Origin of the sequence: Pseudomonas sp. NPDC087690, from assembly GCF_044743175.1 — a bacterium.
Taxonomy (GTDB): domain Bacteria; phylum Pseudomonadota; class Gammaproteobacteria; order Pseudomonadales; family Pseudomonadaceae; genus Aquipseudomonas.
Map to the genome: position 1 here is coordinate 339542 of NZ_JBIUVX010000002.1, position 12394 is coordinate 351935.

Annotated in this window: 12 protein-coding genes; 4 read left to right on the forward strand and 8 right to left on the reverse strand. The window is 61.1% G+C overall.

Annotated elements, in window-relative coordinates:
- Positions 1–29: 29 nt before the first annotated feature.
- Both ACIPIZ_RS05620 and ACIPIZ_RS05625 read left to right on the forward strand, forming a co-directional pair.
- Positions 30–923: a LysR family transcriptional regulator gene (locus tag ACIPIZ_RS05620; RefSeq protein WP_205895491.1), complete on the forward strand. Its 894-nt coding sequence runs from the start codon at positions 30–32 to the stop codon at positions 921–923.
- Between the two features lie 255 nt (positions 924–1178).
- Positions 1179–1964 carry a DeoR/GlpR family DNA-binding transcription regulator gene (locus ACIPIZ_RS05625; protein ID WP_122854257.1) on the forward strand — a complete coding sequence of 262 codons (786 nt, stop codon included), beginning with the start codon at positions 1179–1181 and terminating at the stop codon, positions 1962–1964.
- Positions 1965–2093: 129 nt separating this feature from the next.
- On the opposite strand, the gene ACIPIZ_RS05630 is transcribed toward ACIPIZ_RS05625, so the two are convergent.
- The 8 genes from ACIPIZ_RS05630 to ACIPIZ_RS05665 form a co-directional block, all read right to left on the reverse strand.
- On the reverse strand, positions 2094–3377 hold the full coding sequence (locus ACIPIZ_RS05630; RefSeq protein ID WP_401164472.1) for an NAD(P)/FAD-dependent oxidoreductase: 1284 nt from the start codon (positions 3375–3377) through the stop codon (positions 2094–2096).
- A gap of 149 nt (positions 3378–3526) precedes the next feature.
- Positions 3527–4891: a glutamine synthetase family protein gene (locus ACIPIZ_RS05635; RefSeq protein WP_401164473.1), complete on the reverse strand. Its 1365-nt coding sequence runs from the start codon at positions 4889–4891 to the stop codon at positions 3527–3529.
- Between the two features lie 408 nt (positions 4892–5299).
- Positions 5300–6643 carry a chromate efflux transporter gene (gene chrA / locus ACIPIZ_RS05640; RefSeq protein ID WP_401164476.1) on the reverse strand — a complete coding sequence of 448 codons (1344 nt, stop codon included), beginning with the start codon at positions 6641–6643 and terminating at the stop codon, positions 5300–5302.
- A gap of 371 nt (positions 6644–7014) precedes the next feature.
- Entirely contained in the window at positions 7015–7476 is a 462-nt protein-coding gene (moaE, locus tag ACIPIZ_RS05645; RefSeq protein ID WP_401164478.1) for a molybdopterin synthase catalytic subunit MoaE, read from the reverse strand.
- A 3-nt stretch (positions 7477–7479) separates the two neighbouring features.
- Complete coding sequence (locus ACIPIZ_RS05650) at positions 7480–7731, reverse strand: MoaD/ThiS family protein (protein WP_122609186.1); 252 nt, start codon at positions 7729–7731, stop codon at positions 7480–7482.
- Positions 7728–8213, reverse strand: coding sequence for a cyclic pyranopterin monophosphate synthase MoaC (moaC, locus tag ACIPIZ_RS05655; RefSeq protein ID WP_064389333.1), 486 nt, complete (start codon positions 8211–8213; stop codon positions 7728–7730). Before moaC ends, ACIPIZ_RS05650 begins: the two co-directional genes overlap by 4 nt.
- A complete protein-coding gene (fdhD, locus tag ACIPIZ_RS05660; RefSeq protein ID WP_401164481.1) occupies positions 8210–9055 on the reverse strand; it encodes a formate dehydrogenase accessory sulfurtransferase FdhD in 846 nt (281 codons plus the stop codon). Before fdhD ends, moaC begins: the two co-directional genes overlap by 4 nt.
- A gap of 216 nt (positions 9056–9271) precedes the next feature.
- Positions 9272–10171 (reverse strand): LysR family transcriptional regulator, encoded by a 900-nt coding sequence (locus ACIPIZ_RS05665; protein WP_150647264.1) that lies wholly within the window; start codon positions 10169–10171, stop codon positions 9272–9274.
- 289 nt (positions 10172–10460) lie between these two features.
- Between ACIPIZ_RS05665 and moaB the strand changes: the two genes are divergently transcribed.
- Positions 10461–11000, forward strand: coding sequence for a molybdenum cofactor biosynthesis protein B (gene moaB / locus ACIPIZ_RS05670; RefSeq protein ID WP_064389336.1), 540 nt, complete (start codon positions 10461–10463; stop codon positions 10998–11000).
- A complete protein-coding gene (glp, locus tag ACIPIZ_RS05675) occupies positions 10997–12202 on the forward strand; it encodes a gephyrin-like molybdotransferase Glp (protein WP_401164787.1) in 1206 nt (401 codons plus the stop codon). The genes moaB and glp overlap by 4 nt, the downstream gene beginning before the upstream one ends.
- Positions 12203–12394: the final 192 nt, after the last annotated feature.

Below are 12394 nucleotides of genomic sequence, written 5' to 3' on the forward strand. Positions count from 1 at the left end.
AATGAATGTCTGATATGTCTGGTATAGCCATGAATAATTTGAGACGGCTGGATATCAATCTGCTGCTGACCCTCGATGTGTTGCTGTCGGAGCACAACGTCACCCGCGCGGCGCAGCGCCTGAACCTGTCGCAGCCTTCGGTGAGTGTGCATCTGGCCAAGTTGCGCGACATCTTCGGCGATCCGCTGCTGTTGCCCGGGCCGCGTGGTATGCGCCCGACGGCGCGCGCCGATGAGTTGCGTGAGCCGTTGCGCGAAGCGTTGGAGGCGTTGGAGAGGGCGGTGGCGCCGGCCAGTGCGTTCGCCCCGGCGCAGGCGACGCACACCTGGAAAATCGCCGCGACCGATTACGGTGAGTCGACGGTGGTGTTGCCGGCGCTGAGCAGTTTGCGCGAACAGGCACCGGGCACGCGGCTGGCGGTGATCGATCTGACGCCGGCGCATTTGGTCAAACAGGCCGAGCAGGGGGTGTTCGATCTGGCGCTGCACATCAGTGAAGACGCGCCGCCGGAACTGCATCGGCGACCACTGTTCACCGAACGTTATGTGCTGGCCGGTCGTGTCGGGCATCCAGGTTTGATGCGTGCGCCAAGCCGTAAACAATTCTGCGCGCTGGAGCACGTGATGGTGTCGCGCGAGGGCGGTGGCTTTTTCGGGGTGACCGATCGGGCGCTGGCCGATGTCGGGCTGATGCGCAAAGTGGTGTTGTCGGTGCCGCACTTTCTGATGGCGATGTCGGTGTTGGCCAGCACCGATCTGGTGGCAATGCTGCCGTCACGCCTGGTGCGCGGCAACCCGGCATTGCAAGTGGTCGACGCGCCGCTGGAAGTACCCGGTTACGAGATGGCGATGTTCTGGGGCGAACGTTCGCACCGCGATCCGGCGCACAAATGGCTGCGTGAGCAGTTGCTGGCGTCGGTCTGAGGCGCTGTCAGGCGTGACCCAGTGCCACCGCAAACGACACAACGATCATGCACGCAAACGCAAAATTGAGATTCATGAGGTGTTCATCCTGAGCCTTTTAGAAGTGGTGCCATTGTGAACAGGCTGAAAGCAAAGAAAAAATTCGCCTTGTTGATTCCAATGATCGAAACAATTGATACCCCGCCTGTTTGTGTTTGTTGAAGGCTTTCGCTACTCTCGCAAAACCTGCAATTACAAGCATAAACAGGCATGACCATGCACGATCATTCTGCGGCTGAACTGCCGTCCCTGCGTCGACAGAAAATTCTTTTGCTCCTTGAACGCGACGGCAAAGTCATGGCGTCCGAGTTGAGCCAGCACTTTGCGGTGTCCGAGGACACCATCCGCCGCGACCTCGCCGAACTGGACAACGCCGGGCTGGTGCAACGCGTGCACGGCGGTGCGCTGCCGCGTCCGAAAGACTCCGGCAAGGATTACTTCACGCGGCTGGACGAGACGGATGAGGTGAAAGTTCGCCTGGCGCAACGGGCGGCGCAGCAGATTGAAGACGGCCAGATTGTGCTGTTCGACTCCGGCTCCACCACGTTGCAGGTGGCGCGCTCGTTGCGTGCCGATATCAGCATCACGGCGGTGACTGCATCACCGATGACGGCGATTGCCTTGTCCGAATTCAAGGCAGTGAAAGTGATTCTCGCTGGCGGCCAGCTGAATCCACGGACGATGGCGGCGGGTGGGCATGAGGCGCTGCGTTTGCTCGCGGGGATCAAGGCGGATCTGGCGATTACCGGGGTGTGTGCGATTCATCCGGAGGTGGGGATCACTTCGCTGCATTTTGATGAAGTACCGGTGAAGCAGGCGATGCTCGATGGTGCCGCGCGAGTGATTGCCGTGACCACGGCGGACAAGCTCGGGGCGGTGGAACCGTTTGTGGTGGCGCCGTGTACGCGCCTGCATACGCTGATTACCGAGCGGCATGTGGCGTCGGGGAGTGTCGAGGATTACCGGCGGTTGGGGATTGTGGTGGAGCAGTTGCCGGATTGAGGTTTTGTGGCGGTTTTGATGGCCTCATCGCTGGCAAGCCAGCTCCCACAGTTTCCGTGGCGTACACGAAATCCCTGTACACCACTAAAACCTGTGGGAGCTGGCTTGCCAGCGATAGGGCCGGTGCAATCACCGCAACTTTTCGAGCATCTGGTAGTACCACATCCCGGCAGCCAGTAACGGATTGCCGAGCAAATCCCCCATCGGCACGCGTATGTGCTGGCACTGGGCAAACGTATCGAACTGCTCCATCTGCCCGGTGATCGCCCGGCTCATGATTTCGCCCATGATGTGCGTCGTCGCGATGCCGTGCCCCGAGTAGCCCTGGCAATACCAGACGTTGTCCGAGAGCTTGCCCAGTTGCGGAATGCGGTTGATGACGATGCCCATCGCGCAGCTCCACTGATAATCGATCTGCACGCCTTTGAGCGCCGGAAAGGTTTGTTCGATGCACGGGCGCAGTTCGGCGGCGATGTCACGTGAATCCTTGCCGCTGTAGTTGGCGCCGCCGCCGAACAGCAAGCGGCCATCGGCGGTGAGGCGGTAGTAGTCGAGGACGAAGCGGCAGTCGTACACCGCCAGATCTCCCGGGTTGATCTGCTTGGCCAGATCACCGAGCGGCGCGGTGGTGACGATGCCGCCCATGGCCGGAAAAATCTTGCCCTTGAGCTGCCCTGGTTCGAGCTTGTGATAGACGTCGCCAGCGAGCATCACCTGATTGGCGTCGATCTGCCCGTGAGCCGTGCGCACACCGGGCGTAGCGCCGTGAATGATCTCCAGCACTTCGCTGTTTTCGAAGATCAGCGCGCCGAGACTTTCCGCCGCCCGCGCCTCACCGATGCACAGGTTAAGCGGGTGCAGATGCATGTTGCGGGTGTTCTTGATCGCGCCGTGGTACAGGTCGCTTTGCAGCAGGTCGCGCACCTGGCTGCGGTCGAGCAGGCTGACCTCATCGCCCAATCCGCGCCGCACGGCTTCTTCATAATCCTTGCGCAAGTCGGTCATGTGGCTGGGCTTGTACGCCGCGTGCAAGTGGCCGTGTTTCAGGTCGCATTGAATGCCGTATTTGTCGACGCGTTGCTGGATGATTTCGTGTCCGCGCCAGCGCAGGTGCCAGATGAAGTCATCGACCTCGTCGCCGAGTTTCGCGCGCATCTGTTTGCGCATCGCGCCGTCGCCGGAAAGGCTGCCGGTGACTTGGCCGCCATTGCGCCCGGTGGCGCCCCAGCCGATCTTGTGGCTTTCGACGATGGCGACTTTCAGGCCTTTTTCCGCGAGTTCGACAGCGGTGGCGACGCCAGTGAAACCGCCGCCGATGATCACCACGTCAACCTTGTGCCGGCCCTGCAGGGTCGGGTAGTCGGTGTCCTGGTTGAGGGTGGCGGTGTAGTAGGAATTGCAGCGTTCGGTCATGTCAGTATCCACACAAAGTTCGGAAGTCGGGATGCAATTCCCTGTGGGAGCTGGCTTGCCAGCGATAGCGGAGTGTCAATCACCACAGAAGGTGAATGTGCCGGCCTCATCGCTGGCAAGCCAGCTCCCACAGGTTCGGTGTCGGATCGTTAGGCCTCGGTGAGATACCAGCGCCAATCCTGCTCACCCACCTCGGCCATGAACTGCCGATACTCGGCACGTTTCACCGCCAGATACACCCCGAGAAATTCCTGCCCCAAGGCATCCCGCGCCCACACCGAATTCTCCAGCGCCTGCCGCGACGTCAGCCAATCGGTCGGCAACAATTCCTTCGCCTGCGCATAACCATTGCCCTCGACCGGCGCACCCGGATCAAGGTCTTCACGAATGCCACGATGAATCCCGGCAAGGATCGCTGCCGCTGCCAGATACGGGTTGGCGTCGGCGCCGCAGATGCGGTGTTCGATGTGCCGAGTGTTGGCCGGGCCGCCCGGAACGCGCAGGCTCACGGTACGGTTGTCGACACCCCAGGTCGGCGCCAACGGTGCATAGCTGTTGGCCTGAAAGCGCCGGTACGAGTTGGCGTTCGGGCAGAACAGCAGCAGCGAATCGAGCAAGGACGCGAGCATGCCGCCAATCGCTGTGCGCAGCAGCGGAGTGCCGGCCGGGTCTTCCGAGGCGAACAGATTGTGCCCCGCGCCATCGGCCAGACTCACGTGCATGTGCATGCCGGTACCGGCCAGATCATCGAACGGCTTGGCCATGAACGTCGCCTGCATGCCGTGCTTGTGGGCGATGGCTTTGACCAGACGTTTGTAGCGCACGGCCTGATCCATCGCCTCTAGTGCGTCGCCATGTTCAAGGGTAATTTCCACCTGACCCGGCGCGTATTCGGAGATCGCCGTGCGCGCCGGAATACCGTGCAGTTTGCAGGCGCTGTAGAGGTCGGCGAGGAACGGTTCGATCTGTTCCAGCTCACGCAAGCCGTAAACCTGAGTATGTCGCGGTCGACCGCCGTCCGCGTCCAGTGCCGGTTGCGGGCGGCCGTTGTGATCGCGTTTGGCGTCGAGCAGATAGAACTCCAGTTCACACGCCATCACCGGGTGATAACCCTCGGCTTTGAGGCCGTCGATGATCTTGATCAGCAGGTGGCGTGGGTCAGCGATGCTGGCGGGCATACCCTCGGTCGGGTGCATGCTGACCTGCACGGCGGCGGTCGGAATCTGCCGCCATGGCAGGCGCACCAGACTGCCCTCAAGCGGATAGGCGCGGCAGTCGATATCGCCGACGTCCCAGACCAGACCGGAGTTCTCGACGTCTTCACCCTGCACGGTCAGACCGAGGATGGTGCTGGGTAGCGGTCGCCCGCTTTGGTACACGGCAAGCAGTTCTTCGCGATGCAACAGCTTGCCGCGTGGCACGCCGTTGGCGTCGAGGATGAACAGTTCGATCATGTCGATATCGGGGTTCTGTTCAAGGAACAGGCGTGCGTCTTCGATGGCTGCGAATTTCATAATCAATCACTCACGATGGCGCCGCACAGGCGCGCAGATTCGGGCCGGACACGACGCAGCAATAGGCGTGGCTGTCCTGGCAGGGATATCAAGGAATAGAAGGCTGTCGCGGTTCTTTAACGGACGCGATCAGACAGACCGGGCGATATCCGGCGGGCGTGCGGAGTGACGCAGCTTGGAACGGCGCAGGGCCATGGGGAGATTGACGATACGATTCATACGCCGCCCCTGTGAGAGAGGGCGCGCAGGGTAGAGACGTTCAACGATTCTGCTTGTTGTAGTGACGTACTCATAACGCGTGTTTCCGTTGGCGGAAAACGTCGGTGGCGGGCTGACCCGCCGACCGGTGTGCCCGGATAGTAAGGGGGAATTCCCAGGCGTGTAAACGGGAGATTCGCAGGCCAGGGTTCAGCGCATCAGGTGAAAGCCCAGCCCGGCGAGGGCGCAAACGATCAACACACTGATCACGCCGCGTTTGAAAACGAACAAAGCCAATGCTGCCGCAACCGCCAGCATCAGCGAAAACACATCAAGCGCCCCGGCAAAACCGTTTGGCCACAACACGTGATAGGCGAAGAAACACGCCAGATTCACAATCACCCCGACCACGGCGGCGGTGATCGCCGTCAGCGGTGCGGTGAACTTCAGTTCGTTGTGCGTCGATTCCACCAACGGCCCGCCGGCCAAAATGAACAGAAACGAGGGCAGGAAGGTGAACCAGGTCACCAGCGTTGCGGCCAGTGCGCCGGCGGCAAACGCATGTTCGGCGCCGAACGCCGGTTGCACGTAGGCACCGACGAAACCGACAAACGCCACCACCATGATCAGCGGGCCCGGCGTGGTTTCGCCGAGTGCGAGGCCGTCGATCATCTGTGTCGGCGTCAACCAGCCGTAATGTCCGACGGCGCCCTGATAGACGTAAGGCAGTACCGCGTAGGCGCCACCAAAAGTAAGCAGCGCAGCTTTGGTGAAGAACCAGGCCATTTGTGTGAACGTGCCATCCCAGCCGAATAACGCCGTCAACAACGCCATGGGCAAACACCAGAGCACTGCGCCGATCAACGCCAGACGCAGCAGCTTCGGCGGGCTGAAACGGGCATGTTCGGGGGCCGGCGTATCGTCGTCGATCAACGCCGGGCCGAAGGATTTATCGCTGTTGCGCGCACCCGCGTTGCTGAACCGCTGCGGCGCGAATCGTCCGCCCAGATAGCCGATCAACGCAGCCCCGAGGACGATCAAGGGGAAGGGCAGATTGAAGGCGAAAATCGCCACGAACGAGGCGCCGGCAATCGCCCACAGCCACGTATTTTTCAACGCGCGCGAGCCGATGCGATGGGCGGCGTGCAGGACAATCGCCGTGATTGCCGGTTTGATTCCGTAAAATACCCCTGCCACTGCTGGCACGTCACCGAAGGCGATGTACAGCCAGGACAAGGCGATCAGAATGAACAACGATGGCAGCACAAACAGCGCACCGGCTATCACGCCACCCCATGTGCGATGCAGCAGCCAGCCGATATACGTTGCCAATTGCTGAGCCTCGGGGCCGGGCAGCAACATGCAGTAGTTGAGTGCGTGCAGGAAACGTTTTTCGGAGATCCAGCGCCGACGCTCGACCAGCTCCTGATGCATGATCGCGATCTGCCCGGCCGGCCCGCCGAAACCGATGCAGCCGAGTTTCAGCCAGAAACGCCAGGCCTGGCGCAGGGTGACGGGGTCGGGGCGGGGCAGGTGGTTCGGCGCTGTGCTCAAGCGAGACTCCGGAGTTGGGTCCTGGCGGAGCGACTATCTAATCAGACTTTCAACCCTCACCCCAGCCCTCTCCCAGAGGGAGAGGGGGCCGACCGAGTTGTCTTGTGTTATCCATCGACCTGAAAGATCGAGTCGATTATGGATTCAGAGCCAATCTTTCAAGTCGGTGAATCTCTGCAATATTCCCCAATCAGTCCCCTCTCCCTCGGGGAGAGGGGGCCGACCGCGGTGTCTGGCGTTATCCATCGACCTGGAAGATCGAGTCGATTATGGATTCAGAGCCAATCTTTCAAGTCGGTGTATCTCAGAAATATCCCCCAATCAGTCCCCTCTCCCTCGGGGAGAGGGCTAGGGTGAGGGGCTTTTGCTTTTCAGGCATGCGCCAGACTCCAGCGCAACGCCGCATCCCGATCGCTCTCACGGCCCTCGACCCAATGCGCACCCTGCGCCGTAGTCTCGCGCTTCCAGAACGGCGCGCGGGTCTTGAGCACGTCCATGATGAATGCGCAGGCTTCGAACGCCATATGCCGATGCTTGCTGCTGACCCCGACAAACACGATCGGCTCGCACACCGACAGCGCGCCGACCCGATGCACAATCTCCACCCCCAACAGCGGCCAGCGCTCGCGGGCTTCTTTGGCGATCTGCTCGAGGGCCTTTTCGGTCATGCCCGGATAGTGTTCCAGAAACAGCTCACTCACGCTCTGACCAATATTCAGATCACGCACATAACCAATGAAATTCACCACCGCGCCCACCCGTGGATTGCGCGCATGCAGATCAGCTGTCAACTGGCCGACATCAAAGCTTTTGTGCTGGACTCGAATAGCCATTGATCACCCCCCGGTCACAGGCGGAAAAAACGCGATTTCATCGAAATCCTCAATCGCCTGACCGGGCTGACACAACTCTTGATTCACCGCGCACATCAGGTTGCCGGCGCCGAGCACTTCACGCCACAGTTCACCGCGCTGCATAAGCATTTGCCGCACATCTTCAACGCTGCCCAAAGCCTCAGTCAGCGGGATCTTTTCACCACCCAGATTCAACCGATCACGGTAGCTGGCGAAGTAGTTGATCAGAATCATTGCGCGCCCTCCCATTGAAAGTGACCGGAGCGCCCGCCCTGTTTGCTGAGCAGGCGGATATCGCCGATGACCATCGCCCGGTCCACGGCTTTGCACATGTCGTAGATGGTCAGCGCGGCAACGCTGGCGGCGGTCAACGCTTCGAGTTCGACGCCGGTCTGGCCGGTGAGGCGGCAGGTGCTGGTGATCTGCACCCGATCCGGTTCGCAGGCCTTGAGTTCGACGTGAATCGAACTGAGCAACAGCGCATGGCACAGCGGGATCAGTTCGTGAGTGCGCTTGGCCGCTTGAATCCCGGCGATCCGCGCCACCGCGAAGACATCGCCTTTCGGGTGGCCGTTGGCCTGAATCATCTGCAGGGTTTGCGGGCGCATCTGCACCCAGGCTTGCGCCGTGGCTTCTCGGCGGGTCGCGGCTTTGTCGCTGACGTCGACCATGTTGGCACGGCCCTGATCGTCGAGGTGGGTGAGGGTGTGGCTCATGCGGAAATCTCCTGGAGCGGGCTGTAAATTCGCGGGGCGTTGCGGTGTGGCACATGGATCAGATTGAGTCGATGCTTGAGCGCCCAACGCACGGTCAACGCGGTAGGTGCCGAAAGACTGACGAGGGTGCCGAGGCGGGCGCGCACGGCTTTGTGAATCAGTTCGAGACTGCAACGGCTGGTGACCACGACGAAGCCTGCACGCGGGTCGATGGCGTCGCTCTGCATCGCGCCGATCAGCTTGTCGAGGGCGTTATGGCGACCGATGTCTTCACGGCACAGCAACGCTTCACCGCCGGCGTCGAAGTACAGCGCCGCGTGCAGGGCGCCGCTGCTGCGCGCCAGTTGTTGAGCGGCTTCGATGCGTTGGCGGATGCCGTCGAAATGCTCGGCTGGCGGCAGCGGTGAAGGTTGCAGAATCTGCAGATGCGGCAGCGCCTGCTCCAGCGCTTCAACGCCACAGATGCCGCAACCGCTGGTGCCGGTCATTTGCCGACGGTGATCCTTCAAGGCCCAGAAGGCGCGGCTGGAAATCTGCACATCGGCCTGACAGGCCTGGTCGAAATGCGTGAGGCGGACGTCGTAGATCTCGTCAACGCTGTCGATGATCGCGTTGCTCAGGCTGAAGCCACGGATGAAGTCTTCAAGGTTGCCGGGCGAGACCATCATCACTGCTTGGCTCAGGCCGTTGTAGCTGATGGCGAGGGCGATTTCGGAGGCCAGCGCGGCGTGGGAGATGGCGGCGTCGGGCAGGTATTCGCGAAACGCCACCTGCGCCGGTTGCGGGGCGGGGGCGTTGGGTTCGCTGGTGGATTCTGTGATGGTTTCGAGGTGGCAGAGCATCTTGAAAGTCCTGAAGCGCTGAAGAGTGTTCAGGCTACGGGGGCGTTAAAAGTGCGTCCAATCGCTTGTTCTGATGTGGTGATTGCTTTGGTCGATCAACCGAGATGTGTATTGACTGGTCCGGCCTCATCGCGAGCAGGCTCACTCCTACATTTGGAATGCGTTCCCCTGTAGGAGTGAGCCTGCTCGCGATGAGGGCCTGACATCCAACATCAATTACTGAGCAGACACTTCTACCCCAAACAACTTCCGCGCCTCGGCAAAACACTTCTCGGCAATTGCCGAACGCGGCTCGGTCTTGCGCATCACCAGGCCCAGCGGCGCCAGCACGCTGGCATCCGGCAGTTGCATGAACGACAGGTGTTCGATCGGCTCTTCCAGGCCACTGTCCAGCGGCATGATTGCGCAGCAGAAGCCCTGGTGAATCGCCTGCAGCAGCTGATAGGTCGAGTCGCTTTCCATGATCGGCTGCGGGCTCAGCCCACGGCTGCGAAAGCTCAAATCAATGGATTTACGGTAATGCATGCCGGCGGTGATCATCCCCAACGGCAACTCGGCGGCGTCTTCCCAGCTCATCTGCGAGCCTTCGAACTGGAAGTGGCGGTTGTCGTAGAGCAGGCCGACACGGGTTTCGCCGATCTCGAAAAACTCGAAATAGTTCGGGTTGACGTGGTCCAGATAGCACACGCCGAGATCAAGCTGATTGTTGCCTAGCCCGGCGATGATCTCGTCGGAACTGAGCGACGATAGGCTGAACTTCAACTCCGGATACGTCCCCGACAACCCCTGAATGTAATTGACCGGGTTGAAGCTGCTCAGCGGCACCAGACCCAGACGCAGACTACCCACCAGCTGCCCGCGACACGCCGCCGCTTCGGCGAACAAACCGTCATGGGCGGCGAGCAAGGTACGCGCCCAGGCCAGCACACGCTCGCCGGCCTGGGTGAAGCCTTCAAAGCGCTGGCCACGGTTGACCAGCACCAGATCCAGTTCGTCTTCCAGATTGCGCAGGCGCATCGACAACGTCGGTTGGGTGATGTGGCAGCGTGCGGCGGCCTGGCCGAAGTGGCGGGTTTCGTCCAGCGCGATCAGGAACTTGAGTTGTTTGATGTCCACGATGGCACCTGCTCGATGAGGATTTTTTGATTGAGTATTGACGCAGATGCGCGAGGCGCACGAAAAGCGCAGGGTGCGACGATCTCATCTGAACGATTGTTCGTCCAATCGGAAGTATTTAAGGCACTATCGATAAGCTCTATCAGGGCCGGTTTTACGGGCCCTGAACAACGTGAAAGGCACCGATAGAGCCGGTCGATAATGTGGTTGGCCAGAGTGATTAGACAGTACTCATAAGTGGCACTTAGGCTGCTCGGCAATGTTGATTGACTGCTGCCGGAGAACTGCCATGAGCGCCAAAGCCGATGCCCTGTTTGTCCCCCTGAATATTGCCGTGCTGACGGTCAGCGATACGCGCGATTACGCCAGCGATACGTCGGGCCAATTGCTGGTCAGTCGTTTGCTGGAGGCCGGGCACACGTTGAGCGAGCGCAACTTGCTCAAGGACGATCTGTACAAGATCCGCGCACAGGTGGCGAACTGGATTGCCGACGACACCGTTCAAGTGGTGCTGATCACTGGCGGCACGGGTTTCACCGGTCGCGACAGCACGCCGGAAGCGGTGGCCTGCTTGTTTGATAAGCAGATTGACGGCTTCGGCGAACTGTTCCGGGCGATTTCGATTCTGGATATCGGCACCTCCACCGTGCAAAGCCGCGCGCTGGCCGGGCTGTCGAACGGCACGCTGGTGTGCTGTCTGCCGGGCTCAACCGGTGCTTGCCGTACGGCGTGGGAAGGCATTCTTGCCGAGCAACTGGATAATCGTCATCGCCCATGCAATTTCGTCCCGCACCTGAAAGCCGCGCAAGCCTGCGGGCCACGCGGATGAGCAAGGCGCCGCTGATGCCGGTCGAAGACGCCCTCGACCAATTGCTCGGCATGGCCAATGAGCAACGTCTGGCCGACAGCGAACTATTGGCGCTCGACGATGCGCGTGGGCGGGTGCTGGCCAGTGATCTGGTGGCGACACTCGACTTGCCGCCGTGGCCGAACAGCGCCATGGACGGTTACGCGCTCAATCTCGCCGATTTGCACCGACAGCCGTTGAAGGTCTCGCAGAAGGTTTACGCCGGGCTGGCGCCGGACACGTTGCTGCCCGGCACCTGCGCACGGATTTTTACCGGCGCGCCACTGCCGCCCGGCGCCACCTGCGTCGAGATGCAGGAGAACGTCGAAGTGCTGGAGGACGGCCGCGTGCGCTTCTTGCAGCCGCTGAAAGCGGGGCAGAACATCCGCGCGCAAGGTCAGGAAAATCGCGTCGGCGACATCCTGCTGCGGGCCGGCAAACGCCTTGGGCCGTTCGAACTGGCGGTCGCCACCGGGCAAGGGCTGGCGCAACTGCACGTGGTGCGTCGCCCGCGTGTGGCGCTGCTGTCGACGGGTGATGAACTGGTCGAGCCGGGCCAGCCGTTGCGCCCCGGCAGTATCTACAACAGCAACCGCGTGTTGCTCGGCCACTGGTTGCGCGAGCTGGGTTGCGAAGTGATCGACGCCGGCATCCTCCCGGATCGCCCGGCGCAGACGCGGCTCAAACTTGAGCAACTGCAAGTGCGCGCTGATCTGATTCTGACTACGGGTGGCGTGTCAGCCGGTGATGCCGATTGCCTCGGGCAGGTGCTGCGCGACAGCGGCAAACCGCTGGTGTGGAAACTGGCGATCAAGCCTGGCAAACCGCTGACGGTCGGGCATTTTGGTGCGGTGCCGGTGATTGGGTTGCCGGGTAATCCGACTTCGGCGCTGGTGACGTTTGGCTTGTTGGCGCGGCCGTATCTGTTGCGCATTCAAGGTGTGGATGACGTCATGCCGCTGAGCTTCACCGTCAATGCAGGTTTCGACTGGCACAAGGCTGGCGGCCGCCGTGAATACCTGCGGGTGAGGCTGGAGGCGGGGCGTGCGGTGCTCTATCCGAATCAAAGCTCCGGCGTCCTGCTCGGCGCCACCTGGGCCGACGGCCTGGTGGAACTGCCCGAGAACAGCACGCACAACGCCGGCGACCCGCTGCGCTTCATCCCCTTCAACGAACTCTTCTGACCTCACCACCAATCAAAACTGTGGGAGCTGGCTTGCCAGCGATGGTGGCATGTCAGTCACATTGACGTTGGCTGACACAGCCTCATCGCTGGCAAGCCAGCTCCCACAATGATTTGTGGTGATGCTTGATGTTGAGGATGTACACAGAACGTGTGGGAGCTGGCTTGCCAGCGATGGCGGCATGTCAGTCAA

Bases quoted from the DNA above. Each gene is read 5' to 3' on its own strand.
- ACIPIZ_RS05635 (WP_401164473.1), bottom strand. From the start codon at position 4,891: ATGAAATTCGCAGCCATCGAAGACGCACGCCTGTTCCTTGAACAGAAC.
- ACIPIZ_RS05625 (WP_122854257.1), top strand. From the start codon at position 1,179: ATGCACGATCATTCTGCGGCTGAACTGCCGTCCCTGCGTCGACAGAAA.
- fdhD (WP_401164481.1), bottom strand. From the start codon at position 9,055: ATGCTCTGCCACCTCGAAACCATCACAGAATCCACCAGCGAACCCAAC.
- moaE (WP_401164478.1), bottom strand. From the start codon at position 7,476: ATGGCTATTCGAGTCCAGCACAAAAGCTTTGATGTCGGCCAGTTGACA.
- moaB (WP_064389336.1), top strand. From the start codon at position 10,461: ATGAGCGCCAAAGCCGATGCCCTGTTTGTCCCCCTGAATATTGCCGTG.
- moaC (WP_064389333.1), bottom strand. From the start codon at position 8,213: ATGAGCCACACCCTCACCCACCTCGACGATCAGGGCCGTGCCAACATG.
- ACIPIZ_RS05650 (WP_122609186.1), bottom strand. From the start codon at position 7,731: ATGATTCTGATCAACTACTTCGCCAGCTACCGTGATCGGTTGAATCTG.
- ACIPIZ_RS05620 (WP_205895491.1), top strand. From the start codon at position 30: ATGAATAATTTGAGACGGCTGGATATCAATCTGCTGCTGACCCTCGAT.
- glp (WP_401164787.1), top strand. From the start codon at position 10,997: ATGAGCAAGGCGCCGCTGATGCCGGTCGAAGACGCCCTCGACCAATTG.
- ACIPIZ_RS05630 (WP_401164472.1), bottom strand. From the start codon at position 3,377: ATGACCGAACGCTGCAATTCCTACTACACCGCCACCCTCAACCAGGAC.